The organism is Hyphomicrobium sp. (assembly GCF_036780825.1).
Classification (GTDB): Bacteria; Pseudomonadota; Alphaproteobacteria; order Rhizobiales; family Hyphomicrobiaceae; genus Hyphomicrobium_C.
Genome location: NZ_DAIQCD010000004.1, coordinates 90587 through 112983 on the forward strand (window position 1 = coordinate 90587; position 22397 = coordinate 112983).

General features: G+C 62.4%; 25 protein-coding genes. 18 read left to right on the forward strand and 7 right to left on the reverse strand.

What is annotated here, in order from left to right; all coding sequences use genetic code 11:
* Positions 1 to 6: 6 nt before the first annotated feature.
* Genes V7P99_RS03565 through V7P99_RS03575 form a run of 3 tightly spaced genes read left to right on the forward strand, consistent with a single transcriptional unit; the run spans position 7 to position 2596 of the window.
* Positions 7 to 912 (forward strand): NAD(P)/FAD-dependent oxidoreductase, encoded by a 906-nt coding sequence (locus tag V7P99_RS03565; protein WP_099866421.1) that lies wholly within the window; start codon positions 7 to 9, stop codon positions 910 to 912.
* Positions 909 to 1589: a class I SAM-dependent methyltransferase gene (locus tag V7P99_RS03570; RefSeq protein ID WP_099866422.1), complete on the forward strand. Its 681-nt coding sequence runs from the start codon at positions 909 to 911 to the stop codon at positions 1587 to 1589. Before V7P99_RS03565 ends, V7P99_RS03570 begins: the two co-directional genes overlap by 4 nt.
* 38 nt (positions 1590 to 1627) lie before the next feature.
* On the forward strand, positions 1628 to 2596 hold the full coding sequence (locus V7P99_RS03575; protein WP_333793438.1) for a glutathione S-transferase family protein: 969 nt from the start codon (positions 1628 to 1630) through the stop codon (positions 2594 to 2596).
* Positions 2597 to 2724: 128 nt separating this feature from the next.
* Here V7P99_RS03575 and qatD read toward each other — a convergent pair whose 3' ends face one another.
* From qatD to V7P99_RS03605, 6 genes are all read right to left on the reverse strand, one after another.
* Positions 2725 to 3477, reverse strand: a complete 753-nt coding sequence (gene qatD / locus V7P99_RS03580) for a Qat anti-phage system TatD family nuclease QatD (RefSeq protein ID WP_099866425.1) — start codon at positions 3475 to 3477, stop codon at positions 2725 to 2727.
* Between the two features lie 8 nt (positions 3478 to 3485).
* Positions 3486 to 4703 (reverse strand): Qat anti-phage system QueC-like protein QatC, encoded by a 1218-nt coding sequence (gene qatC, locus V7P99_RS03585; RefSeq protein ID WP_333793439.1) that lies wholly within the window; start codon positions 4701 to 4703, stop codon positions 3486 to 3488.
* Positions 4704 to 4831: 128 nt separating this feature from the next.
* Positions 4832 to 5785: a Qat anti-phage system associated protein QatB gene (qatB, locus tag V7P99_RS03590; RefSeq protein WP_333793440.1), complete on the reverse strand. Its 954-nt coding sequence runs from the start codon at positions 5783 to 5785 to the stop codon at positions 4832 to 4834.
* Complete coding sequence (gene qatA, locus V7P99_RS03595; RefSeq protein WP_099866427.1) at positions 5710 to 7668, reverse strand: Qat anti-phage system ATPase QatA; 1959 nt, start codon at positions 7666 to 7668, stop codon at positions 5710 to 5712. The genes qatB and qatA overlap by 76 nt, the downstream gene beginning before the upstream one ends.
* A 27-nt stretch (positions 7669 to 7695) precedes the next feature.
* On the reverse strand, positions 7696 to 9447 hold the full coding sequence (locus V7P99_RS03600) for an ATP-binding protein (RefSeq protein WP_099866428.1): 1752 nt from the start codon (positions 9445 to 9447) through the stop codon (positions 7696 to 7698).
* The gene (locus V7P99_RS03605; RefSeq protein ID WP_099866484.1) at positions 9444 to 10481 is read right to left on the reverse strand and encodes an SIR2 family protein; all 1038 of its coding nucleotides are present in this window, start codon (positions 10479 to 10481) and stop codon (positions 9444 to 9446) included. The genes V7P99_RS03600 and V7P99_RS03605 overlap by 4 nt, the downstream gene beginning before the upstream one ends.
* A 422-nt stretch (positions 10482 to 10903) precedes the next feature.
* On the opposite strand from V7P99_RS03605, the gene V7P99_RS03610 reads away from it, so the two are divergent.
* The 8 genes from V7P99_RS03610 (at position 10904) to V7P99_RS03645 (ending at position 17949) form a co-directional block, all read left to right on the forward strand.
* On the forward strand, positions 10904 to 13018 hold the full coding sequence (locus tag V7P99_RS03610) for a ParB/RepB/Spo0J family partition protein (protein WP_099866429.1): 2115 nt from the start codon (positions 10904 to 10906) through the stop codon (positions 13016 to 13018).
* 180 nt (positions 13019 to 13198) lie between these two features.
* Positions 13199 to 13615 carry a hypothetical protein gene (locus V7P99_RS03615; RefSeq protein WP_030093185.1) on the forward strand — a complete coding sequence of 139 codons (417 nt, stop codon included), beginning with the start codon at positions 13199 to 13201 and terminating at the stop codon, positions 13613 to 13615.
* Between the two features lie 97 nt (positions 13616 to 13712).
* Positions 13713 to 14048 (forward strand): type II toxin-antitoxin system PrlF family antitoxin, encoded by a 336-nt coding sequence (locus V7P99_RS03620; protein WP_030093186.1) that lies wholly within the window; start codon positions 13713 to 13715, stop codon positions 14046 to 14048.
* A 1-nt stretch (position 14049) separates the two neighbouring features.
* A complete protein-coding gene (locus tag V7P99_RS03625) occupies positions 14050 to 14541 on the forward strand; it encodes a type II toxin-antitoxin system YhaV family toxin (RefSeq protein ID WP_030093187.1) in 492 nt (163 codons plus the stop codon).
* Positions 14542 to 15296: 755 nt separating this feature from the next.
* Positions 15297 to 15614, forward strand: coding sequence for a DUF736 domain-containing protein (locus tag V7P99_RS03630; RefSeq protein WP_030093188.1), 318 nt, complete (start codon positions 15297 to 15299; stop codon positions 15612 to 15614).
* A gap of 397 nt (positions 15615 to 16011) precedes the next feature.
* Positions 16012 to 16857, forward strand: a complete 846-nt coding sequence (locus tag V7P99_RS03635; protein ID WP_099865077.1) for a DUF932 domain-containing protein — start codon at positions 16012 to 16014, stop codon at positions 16855 to 16857.
* A gap of 308 nt (positions 16858 to 17165) precedes the next feature.
* The gene (locus tag V7P99_RS03640) at positions 17166 to 17381 is read left to right on the forward strand and encodes a transcriptional regulator domain-containing protein (RefSeq protein WP_081876353.1); all 216 of its coding nucleotides are present in this window, start codon (positions 17166 to 17168) and stop codon (positions 17379 to 17381) included.
* Positions 17382 to 17427: 46 nt separating this feature from the next.
* Complete coding sequence (locus V7P99_RS03645; RefSeq protein WP_030092756.1) at positions 17428 to 17949, forward strand: DUF2285 domain-containing protein; 522 nt, start codon at positions 17428 to 17430, stop codon at positions 17947 to 17949.
* 38 nt (positions 17950 to 17987) lie between these two features.
* On the opposite strand, the gene V7P99_RS03650 is transcribed toward V7P99_RS03645, so the two are convergent.
* The gene (locus V7P99_RS03650) at positions 17988 to 18275 is read right to left on the reverse strand and encodes a DNA -binding domain-containing protein (protein ID WP_030092757.1); all 288 of its coding nucleotides are present in this window, start codon (positions 18273 to 18275) and stop codon (positions 17988 to 17990) included.
* A 470-nt stretch (positions 18276 to 18745) separates the two neighbouring features.
* Between V7P99_RS03650 and V7P99_RS03655 the strand changes: the two genes are divergently transcribed.
* The 7 genes from V7P99_RS03655 to V7P99_RS03685 are packed head-to-tail and all read left to right on the forward strand — an operon-like array spanning position 18746 to position 22395.
* Positions 18746 to 19015, forward strand: a complete 270-nt coding sequence (locus V7P99_RS03655) for a helix-turn-helix transcriptional regulator (RefSeq protein WP_030092758.1) — start codon at positions 18746 to 18748, stop codon at positions 19013 to 19015.
* Positions 19016 to 20056, forward strand: coding sequence for a replication initiator protein A (locus V7P99_RS03660; protein WP_030092759.1), 1041 nt, complete (start codon positions 19016 to 19018; stop codon positions 20054 to 20056).
* A complete protein-coding gene (parA, locus tag V7P99_RS03665) occupies positions 20053 to 20706 on the forward strand; it encodes a ParA family partition ATPase (RefSeq protein ID WP_030092760.1) in 654 nt (217 codons plus the stop codon). The genes V7P99_RS03660 and parA overlap by 4 nt, the downstream gene beginning before the upstream one ends.
* Positions 20703 to 20957 carry a hypothetical protein gene (locus tag V7P99_RS03670; protein ID WP_030092761.1) on the forward strand — a complete coding sequence of 85 codons (255 nt, stop codon included), beginning with the start codon at positions 20703 to 20705 and terminating at the stop codon, positions 20955 to 20957. Before parA ends, V7P99_RS03670 begins: the two co-directional genes overlap by 4 nt.
* Positions 20954 to 21472, forward strand: a complete 519-nt coding sequence (locus V7P99_RS03675; protein ID WP_030092762.1) for a DUF2840 domain-containing protein — start codon at positions 20954 to 20956, stop codon at positions 21470 to 21472. The genes V7P99_RS03670 and V7P99_RS03675 overlap by 4 nt, the downstream gene beginning before the upstream one ends.
* Positions 21469 to 22026 carry a S26 family signal peptidase gene (locus V7P99_RS03680; RefSeq protein ID WP_030092763.1) on the forward strand — a complete coding sequence of 186 codons (558 nt, stop codon included), beginning with the start codon at positions 21469 to 21471 and terminating at the stop codon, positions 22024 to 22026. The genes V7P99_RS03675 and V7P99_RS03680 overlap by 4 nt, the downstream gene beginning before the upstream one ends.
* A gap of 36 nt (positions 22027 to 22062) precedes the next feature.
* Positions 22063 to 22395 carry a DUF736 domain-containing protein gene (locus tag V7P99_RS03685; protein ID WP_030092764.1) on the forward strand — a complete coding sequence of 111 codons (333 nt, stop codon included), beginning with the start codon at positions 22063 to 22065 and terminating at the stop codon, positions 22393 to 22395.
* The last annotated feature ends 2 nt before the right edge of the window (positions 22396 to 22397 follow it).

Below are 22397 nucleotides of genomic sequence, written 5' to 3' on the forward strand. Positions count from 1 at the left end.
AATTTCATGCACTATGATGCGATCATCATCGGCGGCAGCTTCGCCGGCCTTTCCGCTGCCATGTATCTTGCCCGCGCCCGCAAATCCGTCTGCGTTCTCGATACGGGTGAGCCGCGCAATCGCTTCGCCGCCGCATCGCACGGCTTATTTGCGCAGGATGGGAGCGATCCCAAACTCATGCTTGACACGATGCGCCAGCAGGTTGGCGCCTATCCGACCGTACGCTTTTTCAACGATGCCGCCGTCGAGGCACAGAAGGCAGACGGTTCGTTCTCCGTGACCTTGCAGAGCGGGGCGACCATCGCCGGAAAGCGCCTGCTGCTCGCCTTCGGCGTCTCAGACATTCTTCCCGAGATGCCGGGGCTAGCCGAACGCTGGGGCGCATCCGTCATTCATTGCCCCTATTGCCACGGCTACGAGTTCAGCGACCGCCTGCTCGGCGTGCTGAACGTCTCGCCAATGTCCTACCATCAGGCGATGCTGATCGCAGACTGGGGCCCGGCGACCTTCTACCTGGACGGCGGCGAGCTGGAGGCAGCGGCCAGCGAAGCGCTTTCCCGGCGCGGTGTGCGCATCGAGCCGGCGCGTGTCGAACATGTGACGGGTGACGGATCCAACCTTTCGGCAATCCACCTTTCGGATGGCAGCACGCAGCCCATCGATGCTCTGTTCATCAGTCCACGCAATCGTCTCAACAGCGAGATTGCCGGGACGCTGGGCTGCGATATCGATCATGGGCCACTCGGCTCAACCGTGAAGGTCGACCAGATGCAGATGACCAGCGTTCCCGACGTGTATGCCGCCGGCGACATTACCCGCATGGCGCACAACGTCACCTTCGCCTGCGCCGACGGGGTCATGGCGGCAATGGCGATCCATCGCTCCCTTGTGTTCGGGGGTGACAAGCAATGAACGACAATCTCACGCCGTTCCTGAACCCGACCTCTGTCGCATCTTACGCCGAGGAAACTTTGAAGAAAGTCCCCGGCCTCACCGACCTGCACCGCATGACCGAGCTGCTTCTCGCCGAGCACGCGCCGGACGCAGCGCGCATCCTCGTGGTCGGCGCCGGCGGCGGGCTGGAACTGAAGGCGATGGCGCAAGTGCGACCGGAATGGCGCTTCACCGGCGTCGATCCGTCACCTGCCATGCTGGACCTCGCACACAAAGCCGTCTCGCCGTTCGCTGGCCGCATGGACCTGAGTGCCGGAACTGTGGATGAGGCACCGCCCGGTCCATACGACGGCGCGACATGTCTTCTCACGCTTCACTTTCTCGACAGGGATGAAAGGCTGAAGACGCTGCGGGAAATCCGTCATCGCCTGAAACCCGGCAGCGCCGTCGTCGTCGCTCATCACACCGCGCCGGACGCCGCCTCGGAGCGATGGCTCGCTCGCTCGGCTCTCTTCGCCGACCGGGACGGGTCCGATCCGGCAAAGGCCGCCGCTTCCGCAGCTATTATGGCACAGCGTCTGCCCCTCCTGACGCCTGACGACGAGGAGACGCTTCTGCTGGAAGCAGGTTTTGTGGACCCGGCGCTGTTCTATGCCGCGTTTTCGTTCCGCGGCTGGGTCGCGATCGCCGGCTGAGTGGTGGGTTTGCCTGACCGGACATAGGAGCCGACATATTGGCCATCAAACTCTACAATTTTGCCTTCGGGCCTTATCCGCAAAGGCTCAACATCTACCTGGCCGAGAAAAAGCCAACCAATGTTGAGGTCACCCTGTTCGACGAGCCGGACAGACGGGCCGATGTCCCGCCGGCAGCGATCACGGCGCTTACTGTGACCGGGTCGATGCCTATCCTCAAAGATGAGGACGGCACGGTCATTGGTCAGTCGCTGGCGATCCTCGAATATCTCGAGGACAAGGCCTTCGGTCCCGACATGTTGGGAGCAATGCCTGCTGCGCGGGCGCGCACCCGGCAATTCGTGCATATGCTCGATGAAGCGCTGACGTTCTTCGGCCTATGGGGGCGTCATGGCAGTCCGCTCGGCCATGGCATCGTGCGGACCAGTCAGGACGTCGCCGAAATCTGCGCTATCAGGTATTTCGGGCAACTGCGTCTTATCGAGAAAATGATTGGCGGCACTGAGTTCATCGCAGGAGATCGGATAACCGTGGCCGACTGCGTTGCCATGGCGACCCTGCAATATGCGGCAGACTTCTACGCGGTACCGGTTCCACCGGAATGCATCAAACTACAGACGTGGTTCGAACATTTCTCCACGCGACCGAGCGCCGCTCGGCCCGGATACCCCGAGGATAAGCTTGCACGGGCGCAGGGCCTGGCCGCCTACTCGCTCAGCAGGCGCAGCAACCCTGATGACGCGATTGCCGATCTGCGCTGCCGCGAAGGTACGATCATGAAGCGAATAGGTTTCTATTTCCGCGATGGCAGCCGGACTTGTTCGCCCCCCGTGCCGGACGCAGTCGCTGAATGGGCTGCCGAAAAAGAATATGATGTCGTAGTGTGGACAGGGCTGCCCAGCAACTTCAAGGATAAGACTGGCAAAGAGTTCTCAGTCGCAGAGGCAATTAGTCACCTCCAATCGCTGACTAAAGACGGCAAGTCTATGGCCGCAACTTATGTTTGAAGCGCACCGGATCTAATCCGAACGCCTCTAAGGAATGCCTTACAAGTCGAGCCATGGTTTGCCGCGTTTGCAACCGCCGGGGATGCAGCACATACCAATGCATCCGTAGGCGACGGTGAGCCGCCCATCTAGCTCCGCTCGGCAAGTAGGTCTTTGAGGTTATTCAGAATGGCTGCGGACATGTCTCTTACTGAAATCCCATGCAGACGCGCCAATCCCTCGACAGCGACCCAAACATCGCTTGGTGTGGAAGGATTACCGCTAGTTTGTGTGAACGGTCCGTCCGTCTCTGTCAAAATGCGATCGAGAGGCAAAGATTTGGTTATTGCCGCCCGCTTTTCATTTACGAGCATCTCGGCGTTCACTGAAAAATAGCAGCCGAGATCTACCGCCCGCTTTGCCTCTTTCGCGGTACCGGTGAACCAATGAAGCACAACGCGTCCACGCTGGGGCGGCATGTATTGCTCGACCATATCGAGCACGGCTTTCGTCGCTCTGACGCTATGCGTCGTGACGATCTTGTTCCCCGCCGCCGCACAGAGCGTCAGCACACGAGCGAAAATCTCTTTTTGCGTCTCAAACGACCTGTAGAACCGCGGGCCGGCGTCCAGTCCGACCTCGCCAACATAGCGTGTTAGCGGAAGCAATTCCTCCCACAGCCCGATCTCGCGGGCGCGCTCGCCGACCAGTTGAGGATGCAGGCCGAGAGCCGCGCGAACGTGACGGGTGGCGGACGCCAGTTCATGGTTCCGCGGCCAAGCTCTAGGCGTGGTGGTCACGGCGAGGGTGAAAACGCCATCGCTCTCGCAACGCTCCACCGCGGCCACGTGGTCCGGGTAGAGATCGAGGTGGCAATGAAAATCAACGAGACTTGATCGCATGATGCCTCTTACGACGGTGCGGTGCGAACGCCAGTCAGCAAGCGCCCAACCTCTTCCAATCCGCGGCGGTAGACATCAGCCAAGTCATCGTGACGGGAAGGATCATCATAGAGCGGCCCTGGCTTGTGGATGAGGGCCTTGGCGAGTTCCGGACGCTTCGATAGCCGCGCGATCGCGATCTGAAAGGATCGGACCTGCTGACCTTCGGCCTGTCGGGTGTCTAATGTGGCAGTCTTCAGGTCTGGCACGCCGTAAATTGTCGAATCCTTGCCCTGTAGAGAGGCCCGTCGAATGAGACACGGTAGGCAGTATCCGCAGTGTCCCTGTGGCTTCTTGGTCCAGCGCCCCTTCGTCGGCGATGAACATGATAGCGACAGCGGGGCGAGCTGCTTCAACAGGGCCGGATTGGTGCATTGGGTGACCATCTCCCCCTTGGTCTTGTCCCAATAGGGATTTTCGACCTTCCCTCCGACACCGAGCGCCCGCAGCAGATCGTTCCACCGGGCCATGTAGAAGGGATGCGTCGTGCGGGTGCTGAGCGCGCCGAGCCGAAGTCTATCGAGCGGCACGTTGAGCGCGATCAACCCGTTTTCCGGAACCTTGAGCACGAAGTCGCGGCCGAGCGCAGTCCCGGCGGCCAAGCCCAGCGAGAAGAACAGGAACGAGCGGCCGCGTGTGGTGTCCTCCGATCCGACGTCCTCGACAAACCCGCTATCGAAGCTCATCCATACCCGCAGCCGATCGAAAGAAGAGGCTTTATAAGCGGCTTTCAAACCGTGGAAGCACTGCTCCTGCGACTTGCTCACCAGTCCTTCGCCGGCATGGCTGACCAGAAGCGGCGTCTCGCCGGCATTCAAGCTGTCGATCGCACCGATCAAACTGTCCAAACCACCGGAGAACAAGCTCACGCCATCGAACGGGGCGGGAATGAGGGTGGGCGCGGCAGGAGAAACCAGCTTCGCGTAGCCCTTGGCCCGTTTGCGGAAGCCCACATCCCATCTGTCGCCTGTCAGGAAGTTCAAGGCGCGGACCAAGATCGGCGCGGCGGCCGTCCATCGCACTGGATCGCTCACGGGGACGACTAATCGAATCTCGCGCGTCCAGGCATCCTGCGATTCCGTCGAGCGGGAGATGCGGGTGTCCGCTGCGTGAACGTGGGCCGCGACCACGAGCATGTCCGCGCCGATCTCGCTCGGGGTCAGGTGCAGCGCCTTGAGGTCAGCCAAGGCGTGGCCGATCCCATGATCGAGACGCTTGCCCGCTACCAACTGTAAGATCGATGCGACTTCGTCGCGCGCCTTTGGAACACGGGTCTTATCGTCCTCGCCGAAACGGCCAATGATGACATGGCGCCTCATTTCGCTGCCTCCCCATCGCCCATCGTCTGCAACACGTCGAAGGCGGATTGATAGACGTTAGTTACAAAGCCCATCACTGCATCTGGGGTCAGCGACTGAATGTTGACACCCGCGGCGTTGATCGCGTCGCTGACACCCCGCTGGATGAAATCACGCAATTGCGCCTGAACCCTCTCGGCCGCGCGCGGATCGGCAGGCAAGGTTACGACCTTGGTGCCGATGTCGTTACAGATGCGCGCCTCGATCGCGTGAGTCGCATATAGTTCGAAGACGGTCTGGATTTGCCCAGGTGTCAGCGCGTCGATGTCGGTAATGCCAGCACCGGCGAGATCGGCGATCGTCTCGACGAAGGCGTCTCGCGCGATTCCCTCATCAATAGACCCACCTTCGGGGCAGATATAATCGGCGAGACCCGCGAACACTTCCTCGATCGGACGCCCGGCGAGGCTTTCAAGGTTGAGCGTTCGTAGCGCCTCACGCACGCCATTCGCGCTGGCGTCGTTGAGGAACCTGACCAGTCCAGCACCCGCGCCCCGCGACGAACCCATCCGCTGCGCAGCCTGGCGTGAGCCGCCCGCTGATTTGGACACATATTGCGAAACCGCGCGGCCGAGGCTCCTACGGTCGCTTCCGCCCGAACTTGCGAAACGCGTGAAATTGTTTCGGGCGGAAGTGAAGCGATCCGACGCCCCTGCCGGCGCGGTCGGCCGAGGTGCTGGCGCGGGAGGAACTGCGGGCGGCGCTCCATCAGGAGCCGGGGATTGCGTTCCGTCGCTATCACCCGCGCCAGCTCCGCCGTCGCTGTCACCTTGCAACCAACTCGGAATGAGCGGCGTACCGCCTCCTGCACCCCCATAGGCGTTCGACGTGCCCATCAGCGACCACCCTTCCGCGTGCGAAGCGCGGCGCTCGCCGTGGGCTTCAGGAAGGACGAACCGGAGGTGGACCATCCTAAGAGTAGATTCTCGAAGCGCGCCACGGCGTCGGAATCCTTGACGACACCCTCCCAACCCGACGCGGGCCAAGGCCCGCACCGATCGGCGGGCAAGGCTTCGAGCAGGTCAAGAAGATTGGCTTGAAGCGTCGGATGCGCGCGAACTAGCACCGCGAGTCCGTCGATGCCGGGTGGCACGGTATCAAAGGTGTCTCCGCCCATAACGCGCCCGCGCAGTTCCTCGAAGACCTGCGCCGCCTCCGCAGGAACGAGTTGCTTGAGTTCGCCTTCGAACGCTTGGACCGCGAGTTTTGGGCCGAGCAGTTTTTCGACCACAGCGGCGAGACGCCCGAGGACGGAGGCCGCGCCAAAATAGTCTTTCCGATCCTTGGTGACGAACAGATAGGGGCGCAGATCGACCTCAGCCAAGGCCGGCGATAGCCGCGCCCAGGCCCGTATCGCGTCGGCCGCCTTCCATTCCGTCAGAACGGCACTGTCTTTGGAATCCGGCACGACGGTCGGCTTGGTGTCATCGATGACACTGATTTTCGGCCCGGCCCGCTTGGCCTTTGGAACTGGCTTCTTCTCCAACGCGGCGGCTTCAAGCGCCGCCAAGTCTGCGCAACGGCCGTCTGGATCACGGGCGGCGGCGCTGGCGATCTGATCGAATAGTCTGGAGAGGAACCGTTCGGCCAGCATTAGTTTCGCCAGGACGGGCAGCTTCACCTCTTCTCCGAAGCCGCGAGCGAGCGCGGTCTGATGGCGCAGCAGCAAGGTGTTCAAGAAGCGCTTGATCTGCCGCGGATTGCCCTGAGTACCGCTGGCCAGGATCGGACCGATCTGGTCGCTCAAGGTGAGCGCGTTCTGTACCTGGCCGGCTTTGTCGCCCAAGGCGGTCTTCACCGTCTGCGCGTCGAGCCCGGCCGTCTTCCAAGGCCGTTTGAGCAATTCACGCGCGACTGTGATGAGCGACGAGTAAGCGGGATCGTCGTCACCCAGCTCGGCGCCGATGAGCAACAGGGTGACGTAGATACGGGTTTCTGTTTCGCCCAAAGCCGGAATCCGGAATGGAATCTGGATCAGCTTTTCGAGATAGTTGCGCGCATAGTCACGGGGGCCAGTCGTGTCCGGCAACTCGGGGAAATGCTTGCGCACCGAATACTCGATCATCGCCTCGTCGGCCGCGACGATGAATGCGGTGCGAGCGGTGAAGACGAACAGTCGGACGGCTTCGAGCGTTTCGATCGCCGTGTCTGGCAGGCAGCGGTCAAGATCGTCGATGAGTACGATCAGTTGCTTGATGCCTGCCTGCTTGAGCAAATCGTCAAAAGCCTTCCTGAAGGCTTCGATCTCCTCCGGGACGTTCTTCGACTCTCCGGGCTTCAGCAGACCCTGCACACCATCGATCGCTTTGTCGTAATTCTCCTGCGTGGCGAGTTTCGAGGGATCGGAGAAGATTCCCTTCAAGGTGCCCACCACTGCGCCGATCTGATCGGCTGTGGGGATGCCGGTGAACGCGGTGAACGCGAGACCGCCCCCGCGCCGCGCGATCTTCAGCCAGTCGATCCGCCGAAAGATGTCTTTCACGGCCACGCCGGCCTGGGTGAGTAAGGGCCGCTTTTCAACGAGCCCGGTAACGATGCCCTCGATCAGCGCGATCTTGGCGTCTTCGAACCCCTGGAAACGCCACCCGTTGAATTTGATGCAGAGCACGTCCTCATCCGAACTGAGGCCATTCTCGATCATCTCAAGGATGCTGGATTTGCCTGCGCCCCAGTCGCCATGAACACCGATTGTCACAGCGCGGTCAGGCTTTTCACGCAGCAGTTCGATGATAGTTTTGGCGATCGCCTCATTGTTGAGGAGATCCACCTTTGTCTCATTATCCGTTAGAATCATTTCCCCCCCAATGCGCCTTTGCGGGCTTTATCCGCCGTTACGCGATTGCCCCCGCAAACATTCGACCGCAGAAGTTATTGCGGCATCATCCGGCTTGGCCGATCCCCATTCCTTCCAGAAATCTCGCGTCGCGCTATCCGGCGGCACTTTTGGCATGTCGAGCTTGATCCGCGTCGGTAGCAGAACAGCGTCACCCAACAACAGCGCCTCACCCGTATCAAGCAATGGCAAGATGCTCGTCAGCCCAGCCAGCGAATCCGGCATCAGGCGCTTGATGACGCCCTGATCGGTTTCGTTCGTCAGGCGCAAAGCCAAGAAATTATTGCACTGGCTCAGGATCGTCCGGCTGACATCCGACGGGCGCTGGCTCACCACGAGCAACGAGAAGCCGTATTTACGGCCTTCCTTGGCGATCCGCTCGAATGATCCGAGGGCCTGACGCTGGACCGCGTCAGCGTCATCGCGAACCGGAAGGTAAAGATGAGCCTCGTCGCAGAGCAGCGTAACCGGCGTCCGGGTCTTCCCGCTCATCCAGAACTGAACATCATAAAGTAGCCTCGCCAGCGTTCCCGTCACCACGGGGAGTACGTCGGCGGGCACTTCGGAGAAGTCGATAACCTTGATGCCTGTGTCATCGCCAGATTGCAGCAGTTTGAGCACCTGCGTTGCAAGCCAGTCGTATTTCATCGCAGCAGGTGGCGGTGCGAACATGAAGCCGTAGCGACGATCGTCCAGCTTTGCTTCGAGGCGCGACAGGAACCGGGTCAGCTTGTCCTCCCATTCCCCCTTCACCGGGCCGTTCTTACCCACCCCTTTTGTGGTGTTGTCTGTGTTCAGAAGCCCGACCAACTGTTTGACGTCGTAAGGAATCGGCGAATCGACAGTGTACGTTTTCTTGATATCGGCCTTCTTCTCAGCATCGAGTGTCTGCCCTTTTAAGGAGCGGACATGCAGCGTGAACCGCGACGCCTGATTTGGCGCGTTCTGGTCGCTGCGATCGAGGATCATCGACAGCATTTCATCACGGTTGAGCAACCAATATGGCAGGAACAGCGTGTCGTTTCCCGGATTTTCCAGATCGCCGGGACCAGCGACGCGGAAGCGCGTAGCGAATCCTCCGTTCGCCTTATCTGCCAACGGAGCGTATTCGCCGTGCATATCGAACACGATGATGTTTGGAAACTTCAGCTTGGCGGCCCGTTCGAGGATCAGTGCAACAGCCCAGCTTTTGCCGGACCCGGTGCTTCCGAGGATCGCTGCGTGCCGCTGAAAGAACTTGTCCCCACTGGCGATCGCATCGGCCGTGCGATCCGCAACGAACGTGCCGAGCTTGAGTCTTTCATCGGCGGAAAAACCGGCACCCAGGATTCCCATGAAGCGCTGAAGATTTCCGCCTTCAATGACGAAGCAGTCCCGGTCGATCTGCGGAAAGCTATCCGCACCGCGCTTGAATGTATTCCGCCGATCTCCCTCCACCGTTCTGAACGTACCGATCAACACGCCCTGGATCAGGTCGGTCGGCACCGCTGCCAAAAGCCCGCCATCGGCATCCTCATCGTCCGGGCCGGGCAATTCTTCCCTGATGCTGCGGGTAACGCGCTCTGTCATGGCGATGAGGTATTCGCGCTCCGTCGCGCCGCGAATGGCGATGAGCTGTCCGATGCCGATCCGCGTGAGCAGAACGGAGTTCGTCACATCGATCGCAACACGGCTGGTATCGACCGACGCGACGCGCCCGATTTTATCCTCGTCAGCAAATTGGAGAGCGGCTTCAGTCATGGTTCAAGCACCTCGGCAACGAATGAGCCCAGATCCCACAGGTCCAGACCAGGAAAGAAGGTCTCGACGCCAGCGACAAAGACGCCAGAGCCGGAAACACCAGCTTGTTCGGCGCGCTGAATCGCGATGACATTGCGGCACTCGTTTACGAGCTTCACCGCATTATCCGACAGTCCGTAAGTTAAAAGCAGCGTGGGCACGCCGCTGCGGATACGGGGCGTCAGGTGAGTTTCAAGGTGATCGTCGTTGAAACCATAGCCGATCACGAGAAAGCGGCTGGCACGGTCGATCGCCGAATTTGCCCGTTCCCGATGGCGGTCAAACGGGCTTTCGTAGCCGTTGCGGAACTTGTTCAACCCCGGCGTGATGATGAGCCTCGGTAGATCGAGATCACCAGAGTAGCGGACGGGCTTCCCGTCACGGTGATACCAGTCGAGACTGCCATGAGGTTTGAAGATATTGGCGCGCGGACGATAACGAAACTGTGCTCGTCCGGCCTTCAGCGTCACTTCCCGGCAGAAGCTCAGGCGGCTTTCCTGCTCGTTCAACTCTCCTGCAAAATGGCCGATAAACAACGTATCAACGCCGAGACCGGCTTCTTCCACGGCGACCTCAACCAGGCGATCATAGTTGGTAGTAACCACCGGAAGTCCGGTATGAGGTTTCAACAAGTGCTTGACGAGCCCGGTAAAACGCAGCGTCCGGGTCCGCGAGAAAACTTCGGCAACAATTTGACGCTCACGTATAGCGATCAGTTCGGCCGTGCGCGCAACGATCGCGATTTCCAGTCCTGTCGTCGGGGGCACTTCCAGAAGAGCCGCTTCGAGTCCCTTGGTTGGCAGGAGCGGTGAAATCGCTTTCCACCGATCTACCTCCGCTGCCGCCAAGCCTGCTGTCACTGTCGCATCGAGATGAGTGCCCAACTCGCCCATACCCGGCAGCCCTTCCGCGCATGACAGACCAGAGCCGACAACCGTTACTAGGCCGTCTGTCAGATGCTGTTGCAACAGTAGTTTAAGCTCGTGAATGTCCAAGCGCGTCTTCTCGTCTTTATATTTTGACATCTATTTGGCCAGTATGGCAGATGATCAATTCCTAAGCGATACCAACTATATCGCAACAGAATAACAAAAGCGGCGATCAGGATGCTCGGTCCTCGGGTTTTGGGGCTTTGCACATCCTGATCTAGCTTTGTACCCGTCCTCCGCTTCGCTCTTGCCGGGCGGGTGGCTTGGGGGCGCTGCCCCCTGGCGCGGCACAAGGGCAGCAGGGCGGTATCCCCAGCCTTCCGCGCGGATATGTGCTCCGCACTCTCGTCACGACTTCGATCCGCTTGTGCAGGCCGGGTGATCCCCCTCCGCCCGTCCGCCCTTGCGCCTTGCACCCCCCGGTCTCGGCGACGGCCAGGGTTGCAGCGCAGCGCTGCGCTCCAACCCAGACCAAAAGGATCAAGATCATGACGACCATTACACAGATCACGACCGTTCCAGAACATGGCGAAACGGTTTTCATCCCGCTCAACAAGCTTAAGAAGCATCCGAAGAATGCCCGGAAGACCCCGCACAGCGAGGCGTCTATCGAGGGGAAGGCCGCAAGCATCGCCGCCAAGGGGATGCTGCAAAACCTTGTGGTAGAGCCGGAAACGAACGCGGGCGGGGAACCGACCGGCTTCTATCTCGTCAGCGTCGGGGAAGGCCGCAGGTTGGCGCAGCTTCTGCGCGCCAAGCGCAAGGAGATCAAGAAGACGGAGCCGATCCGCTGCGTCATCGACACGGCGAACGACGCCGCCGAGATCAGCCTTGACGAGAACGTGAACCGCGAAAACCTTCACCCCGCCGACGAGTTCGAGAAGTTCCGCGAGCTTTCGGAAGATCGCGGATGGGGCGCGGAGGAAATCGCGGCCCGGTTCGGCAAGTCCGCGCATGTCGTGAAGCAGCGGCTTCGCCTCGGCGCTGTCAGCCCCAAGCTGATTCAAGTTTACCGCGATGGCGGGCTGACCATGGACCAGTTGCAGGCGTTCGCCATCACCGACGACTACGACCGGCAGGAACAGGTCTATGAGAATCTGTCCTACAACAAGGAGCCGTGGATCATCCGCCGCGACCTGACCGCTAGCAATGTGGCGGCTTCGGATCGGCGCGCGGTGTTCGTCGGCGCGGAAGCCTATACCGAGGCAGGTGGCAACATTATCCGTGACCTGTTCACCGAGGATCGCGGCGGCTTCTACGAGGACGCCGCGCTGCTGGACCGGCTTGCCCTCGACAAACTGGAAAGCACTGCCGCCGAGGTTCGGGAGGCCGAGGGGTGGAAATGGGTTTTGGCCTATATCGACTGGCCCCATGCGCACGGCATGCGCCGCACCTATCCGCAGCCGGTGGAGCTTTCCGAGGAACAGGAAGCCGCCTACGACGCCGCGCAGGAGGAACTTGAGCGCCTGTCGGCGGAATGGCAGGACGCAGACACAGACCTGCCGCCCGATGTGGATCAGCGCCTTGCGGAGCTTGAAGCCGAGATCGAGCGGATCGACGGGCTGCGCTACGCTTATGACGCCGACGAGATCGGGCGCGGCGGCGTGTTCGTGGTGTTGAACCATGACGGCGAAGCCCGGATCGAGCGCGGTTTCATCCGGCCCGAGGACGAGGCACCGGAACCGGAAGAAGAAGCAAGCACAGATGGCGAAACCATCATCGACGGCGTTCACGTCAACGGCGATGGCGAAATCATCGGAGAGGACGGCGAGTATGACGAGGACGGCAACCATGTTTCCGCGTTCGACGCCGAGGACGATGAAGCGGAGGAAGACGGCAAGCCGATTTCCGATCTTCTCATTCGCGACCTGACGGCCCATCGGACGCTTGGCCTGCGTCTCGCTCTTGGCGAACAGCCGGACATGGCCTTGATCGCCGTCACCCATGCGCTTGCCGCGCAGACCTTCTATCGTGGCGGCGGGGACGCCCACGCCCTCGAAATCCGCCCGATCAGCGCCAGCCTTGGCGGGCATGCGGACGGCATCGAGGACACGGCGGCGGCGAAGGCGCTGGCGGATCGTCATGCCGGATGGGCGGCGGACATGCCGCGCGACGTGGCCGAGCTTTGGGGCTTCATCGCCGGTCTGGACCATGCGAGCGTCATGGCGCTGTTCGCCCATTGCGCCGCGCAGACCGTCAACGCCCTCAAGCTGCCATGGGAGCAGAACAAGCGCCACGCCTATGCAACGGCGGACAGGCTGGCGACGGCGGTTGCGCTCGACATGACGGCGCATTGGACGCCGACCGTTCGGGCCTATCTCGGGCGTGTCACGAAGGCCCATATCCTTGACGCCGTGCGTGAGGCGCTTGGCGACGAAGCCGCCGAGCGGATCGCGGACAAGAAGAAGCCGGACATGGCGGAAGCTGCCGAACGGCTTCTGGCCGGAACCGGGTGGCTCCCGCCGATCCTGCGCACGGAGCGGCCCGCATGGTTGGCGGTGGACGAGCAGCCGGAAGCCCTCGCCATGGAGGACGAGGCTCTGCCCGAAACCGACAGCGCCGAAACCGTGGAAGATGAGCCTTTCGCCGTCGCGGCGGAATGAACGGCGGGCCGGGATCGCGTCAGCGGTCCCGGCCTTCTACCCGTAAAATCCGGCCGCGCGGCTTCCCCGCGCGGCCGGATGACCTCGACAGAACAAGAACACATCGGCACACATCGGAACGTGCAGCCGCCATCATGGCGATTGCACGAAAGGCGGTGCCGTCAGCAAAGGTGAAACATCATGGTCGCCGTCATGTTCATGAGTGTTGCGCTGGTCGCGTTGCTCTGCGTCCTCGCCTACAATCTCGCCGTCTATGCCCTGCCTTTCATGCTCGGGCTGACCGCAGCGCAGTTCGCGTATCAGACCGGCTCTGGCCTGATCGGTGCGGGACTCGTCGGCTTGTTCTCGGCTTGTGCCGCCTTCGGCATTCTGGCCGGGCTGTTCGAGACGATCCGCACTCCCATCATCCGCCTGATCGTGGCGCTAATCTTCGCCGCTCCCGCCGCCGTTGCGGGCTATGCGCTGGTCCATGGCGTCACCAAGGAGGCCGTCCCGTCCGACATCTGGCGGCAAATCTTCTGTATCGTCGGAGGCGGTTTCGTCGGCTTCTCTGCCTTGGCGCGGCTGGTGAACGGTGTCGGCCACCCCGCGAAATAAAGGCGCGGAACCGGCTGGCAGAGCAAGGCGACGGCCAATCTTGACATGATAAGGAATATTCCTTACATTCCACTCGACCGATTTATGGAGGCCCGCCATGGGAGCGTTGCTGAAAGAAGAAAGCACCATCACCGCCAAGGGACAGACCACCGTGCCGAAGTCCGTTCGGCAGGCGCTGGGCGTTGACTATGGTGGACGCATTGCTTTTCTCATTGACGAGCAGCACCGCGTCTATGTCCAGAAGGCCGAGATTGAAGAAACCGCCGATCCCGTGATCGACCGCTTTCTCGAATTTCTCGCGCGAGACATGGCGAAGCACCCCGAGAAATCCGTTCTTCCGTTCCCCCAGTCCTTGCTCGACCGGGCTGTTGCCCTGACGGCGGGCATGACGGTCGATCTCGATGCCGAGATCGAGGGGGACGTTTCGATCTGATATGCCGACGATCAATGGCTGGACGGTCCTCGCACACCCTCTCTTTCTCGATCAGTGGGAAAAGCTGATCGAGGCGGTCGGCGCGCTCAAAGCGAAGAAACCGGACGATTATCAGAAATCCGCAGACGCCAAGTTACTCGCGTCCCTGGTCCAGCTCGTCACCGTCAATGTGCCATCGGACCCGACAGCTTCCATCTATCGCCAGGGCGCGACCCTTGGCGATGACCGCAAGCACTGGTTTCGCGCCAAGTTCGGCAATGGTCGTTTCCGGCTCTTTTTCCGCTACAGCAGCACCAGCAAGGTCATCATCTTCGCATGGGTGAACGACGAAAACAGCTTGCGGACCTATGGCTCCAAAACGGATGCCTACAAGGTCTTCAAGGGGATGCTGGATGACGGCAATCCGCCCGACAATTGGGATGCTCTGCACAAAGAGGCTTCCGACCCCAAGGCCGTTGCACGGCTGGAAAAAGCCTCGCCCCCGAATCCATGACGAGTGCTGTTGAACGTCACAGGATTGGGCGTTGCCCTCCGGGCCGGGCTTTCGGCTGCGCCGGAACCACGACTTCGCCGCGTTTCCGCCATTCGGCTTCAATCCCATAACGCAAGGGGCGGCGGCGGACATTTCGCGGGAAGCTCCCATCCGGTGAGGGAGGCAGTCTCGGAGGCCGGTCACGGTCGCCACGGCAGCCCCATGATGAGGTTAGGCTTTCCGTCCGCTTCGACGGGCGGGGCGGATCAGCGCCGGGAAGCTCGGATCATCCGCTTGGCGAGGTAGTGCATGCCGCCCCGCAAGCGGTCTTCCGGCCACACCGGGCACGCCAGCACCGGCGAAGGTCAGACGAAGCCGTGCCCGCCAACGCCCCGCTGGTATCATACGAACTGGCCTTGGCGGTCAGGGTGGAAAAGACCGCACCCAAGGCGACCGGCGCAGCGTCCCCGATCCCGGCGAGGCGCAGGACGGCCGCCATTGCCGTATTCCCGCGATTTCCTGAAACGGGCGCTCCATTCGCGTCCTCGATTGGAATGGGTCTGACCGAAGATCGGCTTCGCCTCGCTCGTCTTCCCGCAACGTCCGTCGCCAACTTTTTTCCGCCGCCTTCGGCTTTGCATCGCGAAGCAAAAAAGCTGCCGCCGGCCGCCTTCCACGATGTTCCAGCCCCTAGGGGTGCGGGGCCGATCGTCCCCGGTCTCACGACCACCATCGAGGTCGCAATGGTGCGGCCCGACAGGAAAAGGAATACGACAATGGCGACCATCGGCACCTTCACCCAGAACGAGAACGGCGCGGGCTTCACCGGCGCGGTCAAGACCCTGACCCTCAACGTCAAGGCCAAGTTCGTTCCCAGCGAGGGCGACAGCGAGCGCGCCCCCGACTTCCGCATCTTCGCCGGTGCTACCGAGTTCGGCGCGGCCTGGAGGAAGACCGCCCGCGAGACGCAGCGCGAATACCTCTCCGTCAAGCTGGACGATCCGAGCTTCCCCGCACCGATCTACGCCAGCCTGGTCGAAGCCGAGGACGGAAATTCCCACAACCTCATCTGGTCCCGCCGCAACGGCGACTAAGGCCAGCTCCCCGATTGCCCCGCTCAACCGAGCGGGGCTTCTTTTTGCTCATCTCCGCCGCCTTTCAGGAAACCAGGAGATCAGGATACGCGGCTTTCCGGTTTTCAGGCTTTGCGTATCCCGATCGGATCTTCTCCCCGTCCTCCGCTTTGCTCTGGCCGGGCGGGTTGCTTGGGGGCGCTGCCCCCTGGCGCGGCACAAGGGCGGCCGGGCGGTATCCCCAGCCTTCCGCGCGGATATGTGCTCCGCACTCTCGTCACGACTTCGATCCGCTTGTGCAGGCCGGGTGATCCCCCTCCGCCCGTCCGCCCTTGCGCCTTGCACCCCCCGGTCTCGGCGACGGCCAGGGTTGCAGCGCAGCGCTGCGCTCCAACCCAGACCCATAAGGATCAAGATCATGACCTATCATCACCTTGCCACCCGGTTCGGCCGCAACAGCCATCAGATCAGCGGGCGCGAAGCGCTCGACAACGAGGCGCTTTATCGGCACGTCCCCTCGATCTTCGCCCGCGAGGCCCATGACAGCCGGTCGGAGCGTTACGTCTATGTTCCCACCATTGACATTGTGGAGGGGTTGCGCCGGGAAGGATGGTTCCCGTTCTTCGCCGTGCAGTCGGTCCCACGCGACGGCAGCCGCCACGGCCACGCCAAGCATATGCTGCGCCTGCGCCGGGATGACGGCATCGGCAAGCAGGAGGCGGCGGAAGTCATCATCGTCAATTCCCATGACGGAACCAGCAGCTATCAGATGTTCGCCGGAATGTTGCGTTTCGTCTGCACCAACAGCCTAGTGGCGGGCGAGCGGTTCGAGGACGTGCGCGTTCCCCACAAGGGAAGTATCCAGCATGACATTATCGAAGGCGTCTATACCGTCGCGGAGGACTTCCCCCGGCTGATCGACGCCAGCGAGACCATGAAGGAAATCCAGCTTGGCGAAGATGAGCGCCGCGTTCTGGCGGAGGCGAGCCTTGTCGCCCGCTACGGCGAAGAAGAAAGCCCCGTTCGCCCGGATCAGATCATCCAGCCGCGCCGCCGCGAGGATGTCGGGCAAAGTCTTTGGATGACCTACAACACCATTCAGGAGAACATGATAAGGGGCGGATTGCATGGACGCCGCCAGACTTCGGACGGCCGTATTCGCCGCAGCCAGACCCGCGCTATCAACGGCATCGACCAGAACGTGACCCTCAATCGCGCGCTCTGGACGCTGGCCGAAGGCATGCAGCGCCTCAAGGCCCGATGACCGCCAAGCCGTAGAGCCGGAAAACCGGCTCTACGGATTTCCGCTTTTCAGGCTTTCAGATTGCCCAATTTTTCGCCGATCCGGCTCAGCGGATCGGCGGTGCGGCCATGCCGGGGACACGGCCGCCGCTCGCCGGGCTAGGCCCGGCTCGCGAATCCAGATAACCACTGTTAAGACAAAAATAACTAAGGAATTTATCGAGTTACCGACACCACTTATACCCTTGGCGCAGCTACAGTCGCCGCCTGACATCCAGCAGGCTTCCAGTTCGGGTCTGCCTTGTGCGACCCGCCATTGGGAGAGACGCCATGCTTAGCATCGACTGGCGTGTTCCGGCGGCTTACAAGCACACCAAGAATTTGCCCGCCGCCGGTTTCGCCTGGGAATATCTTCGTCGCAACGATGAGTATCGCCATGACTTCAACGCCATTGCCCTGACCGGAGAACCCGGCGCGCGGCAATTGGAGCGGTTCGCGCAGCGCTGGGGGTTGCGATTTCGCAAGCGACCCCGACGCATCGCCTGATAGCCATACCCCGTTCTGGTCTCCGCGCCTTCAGCCGCAGGCGGTCATGCTGTCGCCTGTCGAACAGGAGGCCGTAGAAACCGAGCCGCTGGTCGCTCTCGCCCATCTCGATGGTCTCGATCTGCGCCGCGCCGCCGATGGCTGGCATGGCGTCTGGCAGGTGGGCAACGTCGCGCACCAGTTCTGGTTGCCGGACGCGGTGCCCGACGCCGCAGCCTTCTATGCCGTGACCTTGCCGATGGATTCATTTCTGGAGCTTCGCGCCCATGCCGCACGCCGTCTCTGGCGATCTCTCACCCGGCGACCGCCGGGACCGCCTATCGGCATCCTTCCCGACCAGCTCCGGGAATGGCACATCCTGTCCCTGCGCGCGCTTGATGCTCGTCTGCGCGGTGAGAGCTATCGCGCCATCGCCGAAGTCCTGCTCGGCTTCCACGGCACGAAGGAGGATTTCGAAGGCGATCCAGCCAAGAACAAAGCCCGTCGCCTCGTCGCCCACGGCATCAGGATGATGCGCGGCGGCTATCGCCTGCTGCTGCATTATCCGATCAAACCCGGCAAAACCTGAATCCAGCCAGTATTTGCGGTTGCCGACGATACCGAGCGTCACGCCTTATTGGCGGCAGCCTGTTCCAAAATCCGTTTGTAGCCCTCGCGTGAGAGCCATTGTGCCCGTTCCAGATGGCTTTGCCAGCATCGCCGTGTCCGCAGTTCTTCGGCGACCGGATCGCGGTGCAGCACGATTCGCGCCACTTCCTTCCAGTCCGCATTTTCGGCCTTCGCATCGAGAAGGCGCAGATAGGTCACGAAATGCCGTTCGTCATAGGTGGTGATCTCGTCGCCAGTCGGCGCGATGTCGTCCACATCGGGATCAAGTTCGACAGGAACCCGCATCGTCATTCCCCTTTCTTCAGAAGAGTGCCTGCGGTGCGCCCCCGCAGATAAGACTCTCTGACTCCTGGTGATCGGGGAGTTCGAAACCGTGACTAGACGGCCCCATGGCCTTTAGCTCGGAAAGCCTGTTGTATACGCCACAGGCTCCCCGACCATAGGTCAAGGAGTGCGTTGCCGTTACGGCCGGCAACAACCACTAGTCAGGGGTTTCGACGCCCCGGAGCAGCGCGTCTGCTCCGCTTTCACCCTTAGCCGATGCGTGCGCAATTGTCTTGACCGAATCCGCGCCGCAGGCGGTGAAACGCTGAAATATCTCGCCTTTTCCGGCTGACTATCACCCGTCAGGGGGTGCCGCCAGCGCATAGGCGCAAATGCGGCACGCTACAGGCCGCCGATCCCTCGCCATCGTTCGCCACAGCCCGCTGTCGCTTCGGCAGCCGCCTGTCTGACGAATTACGAGGTGATTCCCCATGGCCGTTCGCAATCCGGACCTGCCACCGCGCCTTTTGCGCACAAAGGAAGCCGCACGCTTCCTCGGCCTGTCCATCCGCACTTTAGAAAAGCACCGCACCTATGGCACCGGCCCGACCTACCGCAAGATCGGCGGCCGCGTCCTCTACGCCCTGCGCGATCTGGAAGCATGGAGCGCCATCGGCACCCGCAAATCCACCAGCGACAAGAATACCGGCACGGTCTTCGCCGCTCGCCCGCTGACGCCGCAAGAGCGGGACGAACTGTAAATGCTGCGCGACGACGACCCCAGACCCGCACAGCCGAGCGAAGACAGTGAGCGCACCCGCCTGGACCCGTTCATCGTGGCGACCGGCGACGCCGCCCCGCGCGACCAGCGCGATTTGATGGAACGGCCCTTCTTCTCGCTGGCGAAGCGCCCCCGCACCACGCCGATCCTCTACCGGGCCGCCGATGTCGAGGTGCAGGTATTCGCCATGCCCGAACATGGCATGGCGACGATCTGGGACGCCGATGTGCTGATCTGGGCCGCTTCGCAGATCGTCGCGGCCGGGAACAACGGCATCCCCACGTCGCGGTTCTTCCGCTTCATGCCTTATCAGCTTCTGCGCTCGATCGGACGAGCTACCGGCAATCGGGAATATCTGTTGCTCAAGGCCGCGCTTGCGCGCCTGCAATCCACCGTCATCGCCACCACCATCCGCAACGGCAAGCATTGGCGGCGGCGGCAATTCTCATGGATCAACGAATGGGAAGAGATGACGACGCGCGCCGGCCGCGTCGAAGGCATGGAATTCGTCCTGCCCGAATGGTTCTACAACAGCGTCAGCGACCGCTCGCTGGTCCTGACCATCGACCCGGCCTATTTCCGGCTGACGGGCGGGATCGAACGCTGGCTTTACCGCGTCGCCCGCAAACACGCCGGGCGCCAGCCCGAGGGCTGGGCGTTCGAGATTTCCCACCTTCATCAGAAATCCGGCAGCGCAGCGCGACCATCCGACTTCGCGCTCGACCTGCGGCGGATCGCGGCTCGTCAGTCGCTGCCCGGATACCTGCTCCTGACCGAATGGGAAGACGGGCGCGAACTGCTGCGTTTTCTGCCCGAAAATCTATCCACAGTGCCTGTGGATAACCATGTGAATCCTATCGGGACATTAGGCGCACGCAGTATCGGGACATTAGGCGCAAATCGCACGCCGGACTCTATAGAAGAATCTAACAAAGAATCTAACTCTTCTTCTTTGACGCGCGCGCACGCGATCCATGGTGCCGGTGCCAGTGCTGGTTCCGGCCACCGAGGTGCGCCATGATTGTCGCGCTCCTCAACCAGAAGGGCGGCGTCGGCAAGACCACGCTCGCCCTGCATCTCGCCGGAGCCTGGGCCGCTCAGGGACGGCGCGTCATCCTGATCGACGCCGACCCGCAAGGCTCCGCGCTCGACTGGTCGCAGACGCGCAGCCATGAGGGCCTGCCGAGGCTGTTCAGTGTCGTCGGCCTGGCCCGCGACACCTTGCACCGCGAAGCCCCGGAGCTGGCGCGTGACGCCGATCTCGTCGTCATCGACGGGCCGCCCCGCGTCGCCGGTCTCATGCGCTCGGCGCTGCTCGCCGCCGATCTGGTGCTGATGCCGGTGCAGCCGTCCCCCTTCGACGGCTGGGCCTCGGCCGAGATGCTGGCGCTTCTGAAGGAGGCGCGCATCTACCGGCCCGAGTTGGGGGCGCGCTTCGTGCTCAACCGTTGCGGCGCGCGCACCGTCATTGCTCGCGAGACGGCCGAGACGCTGGCCGACCACGATCCGCCCTTGCTCGCCGCCACCATCGGCCAGCGCGTCGTCTTCGCCGATGCCGCGCAGTCCGGGCGGCTCGCTTCCGAGATCGACGACGGCAGCCCGGCTGCGCGCGAGATCGTGGCGCTGGCCGCCGAGATCGACCGTCTCGGCGTCGGGAGAGCTGCTCCATGAGCCGCGCTCCCCGCAAATCCGACTTCGCCTCCCGGCCGGGCAATGCCGAAAGCTGGGTCAGGGCGGCCGAAGCTCCGCCAAGCGGCAAGGCGGCCGGCGAAGCGTTCACCGCCCGCCTGACCATCGACATCACGCCCGAACTGCGCGGGCGCATCAAGGTCGCGGCGTTCCGGCGCGGCATCACCGTCGCCGACATGCTGCGTGACCTGCTCGCCCGCGAATTTCCAACCACCGAAGGAGATCCGACATGACCGGCAACGCGGCCCGCCGCTCGCACGGCCGTCCGTTGCCGGACGGGCCTGCGCCCTTCACCACATTGGTCGAGCTGACCTTCGACAAGCGCAAGGTCGAGCGCTGGATACGCTTCGGCCGCAAGAGCTACGAACAGATCATCGACCGCCGCCGCAGTATCGTCGGCTTCTCGCCCGAGAGCGTCTTCGCCTTCGTCCGCTGGGCTTCCGGCGAACATGGCACTGTCGTCTCACGCATCGACATCGTGCGCGCCATCGGCCGCGGCGAACCCTTCCAGACGCTGCCCTTCGTGCGCCCCGGCGGTGACATCCTGTTGCGCCTCGATAGCTGGGGGAAGGTTCAGCGCGTGCTGGCCGCCATCGACGCGGTGGAGGCGCTCGGCCTCGATCCGGCCGACGCCGCGCCGGATCACTGGCGGCACGTCCACAACCGGCTGATCGCCGGTCTGGAACCACATGCCTACACGCCGGAGCGACATGCGGCGTGGATCGGGCGTCGGAGGATCGCGCCATGACCCGGTTCGGCTACGTCATGGTGACGTATTTCGCGGCGATGGGCGTCGCCATCGCATCGTTCATCCCAACGCCCACCAAACTGATCTGGAACGCCACGGCCAGCGCGCCGATCGGCTTCTACACCGTCGAGCCGGGTGACCGGATCGAGGTGCCCGAGCTGGTCGCCGTGATGCCGCCCAAGCCGCTCGCCGACTTCATGGTCGGGCGCGGCTATGTCGGGCGCGGCGTGCCGCTTCTGAAGCGCGTCCTCGGCCTGCCGGGACAGCGCGTATGCCGCGTGCGATCCACCATCACGGTGGACGGCGTGGAGATGGGCAAGGCACTGCAACGCGACCGGATCGGCCGCGAATTGCCCATCTGGCAGGGCTGCCGCGTCATCGGCGACGGCGAAATCTTCCTCATGAATTGGGAGGTCCAGGACAGCCTCGACGGCCGTTACTTCGGACCCATCCCCGCAAGTTCCGTCATCGGCCGGGCGCTGCCGCTCTGGACCGATGAAGAAGGCGACGGCCGCTACGAATGGCGCGCCCACACGCAATGGCCGGCGCTCTGAAGCGTCACTTCACCCCAAACCACAAGGAGACTGACCATGCCTGACAATATCTTTGAATCCACCGCCAACGGCTATGCCGGCCGCGTCCGGCTGTTCGGCATCGATGAACCCATCGTGCTCGTCGACATCGAGCCGGGCGACGCCGACAATGCACCGGCCTGGCGCATCCACCTCGACGACGAGGACGGCCCGGAGATCGGCGCCGCGTGGAAACGCAACGGCGAACGCGCCGGGGATTACATCGCGCTGGAGATCGACAGCCCGCTTTTCGGCGCGCTGTTTCGTCCGGCGCTGTTCCAGGCCGGCGATGAGGGTCGCACCTACCGGCTGTCGTGGAAGCGGCAGAAGCCCCGTGAGGATCGGAGCTGATC

What these genes read in the sequence shown, in the direction of transcription:
- V7P99_RS03565 (WP_099866421.1), top strand. Translation starts at nt 7, where the DNA reads ATGCACTATGATGCGATCATCATCGGCGGCAGCTTCGCCGGCCTTTCC.
- parA (WP_030092760.1), top strand. Translation starts at nt 20,053, where the DNA reads ATGATTGTCGCGCTCCTCAACCAGAAGGGCGGCGTCGGCAAGACCACG.
- V7P99_RS03645 (WP_030092756.1), top strand. Translation starts at nt 17,428, where the DNA reads ATGCTGTCGCCTGTCGAACAGGAGGCCGTAGAAACCGAGCCGCTGGTC.
- V7P99_RS03570 (WP_099866422.1), top strand. Translation starts at nt 909, where the DNA reads ATGAACGACAATCTCACGCCGTTCCTGAACCCGACCTCTGTCGCATCT.
- V7P99_RS03610 (WP_099866429.1), top strand. Translation starts at nt 10,904, where the DNA reads ATGACGACCATTACACAGATCACGACCGTTCCAGAACATGGCGAAACG.
- qatB (WP_333793440.1), bottom strand. Translation starts at nt 5,785, where the DNA reads ATGGTCCACCTCCGGTTCGTCCTTCCTGAAGCCCACGGCGAGCGCCGC.
- V7P99_RS03685 (WP_030092764.1), top strand. Translation starts at nt 22,063, where the DNA reads ATGCCTGACAATATCTTTGAATCCACCGCCAACGGCTATGCCGGCCGC.
- V7P99_RS03625 (WP_030093187.1), top strand. Translation starts at nt 14,050, where the DNA reads ATGCCGACGATCAATGGCTGGACGGTCCTCGCACACCCTCTCTTTCTC.
- V7P99_RS03615 (WP_030093185.1), top strand. Translation starts at nt 13,199, where the DNA reads ATGGTCGCCGTCATGTTCATGAGTGTTGCGCTGGTCGCGTTGCTCTGC.
- V7P99_RS03670 (WP_030092761.1), top strand. Translation starts at nt 20,703, where the DNA reads ATGAGCCGCGCTCCCCGCAAATCCGACTTCGCCTCCCGGCCGGGCAAT.
- V7P99_RS03650 (WP_030092757.1), bottom strand. Translation starts at nt 18,275, where the DNA reads ATGCGGGTTCCTGTCGAACTTGATCCCGATGTGGACGACATCGCGCCG.
- V7P99_RS03620 (WP_030093186.1), top strand. Translation starts at nt 13,713, where the DNA reads ATGGGAGCGTTGCTGAAAGAAGAAAGCACCATCACCGCCAAGGGACAG.
- V7P99_RS03640 (WP_081876353.1), top strand. Translation starts at nt 17,166, where the DNA reads ATGCTTAGCATCGACTGGCGTGTTCCGGCGGCTTACAAGCACACCAAG.
- V7P99_RS03680 (WP_030092763.1), top strand. Translation starts at nt 21,469, where the DNA reads ATGACCCGGTTCGGCTACGTCATGGTGACGTATTTCGCGGCGATGGGC.
- V7P99_RS03660 (WP_030092759.1), top strand. Translation starts at nt 19,016, where the DNA reads ATGCTGCGCGACGACGACCCCAGACCCGCACAGCCGAGCGAAGACAGT.
- V7P99_RS03600 (WP_099866428.1), bottom strand. Translation starts at nt 9,447, where the DNA reads ATGACTGAAGCCGCTCTCCAATTTGCTGACGAGGATAAAATCGGGCGC.
- qatD (WP_099866425.1), bottom strand. Translation starts at nt 3,477, where the DNA reads ATGCGATCAAGTCTCGTTGATTTTCATTGCCACCTCGATCTCTACCCG.
- V7P99_RS03655 (WP_030092758.1), top strand. Translation starts at nt 18,746, where the DNA reads ATGGCCGTTCGCAATCCGGACCTGCCACCGCGCCTTTTGCGCACAAAG.
- V7P99_RS03635 (WP_099865077.1), top strand. Translation starts at nt 16,012, where the DNA reads ATGACCTATCATCACCTTGCCACCCGGTTCGGCCGCAACAGCCATCAG.
- V7P99_RS03675 (WP_030092762.1), top strand. Translation starts at nt 20,954, where the DNA reads ATGACCGGCAACGCGGCCCGCCGCTCGCACGGCCGTCCGTTGCCGGAC.
- V7P99_RS03630 (WP_030093188.1), top strand. Translation starts at nt 15,297, where the DNA reads ATGGCGACCATCGGCACCTTCACCCAGAACGAGAACGGCGCGGGCTTC.
- qatA (WP_099866427.1), bottom strand. Translation starts at nt 7,668, where the DNA reads ATGATTCTAACGGATAATGAGACAAAGGTGGATCTCCTCAACAATGAG.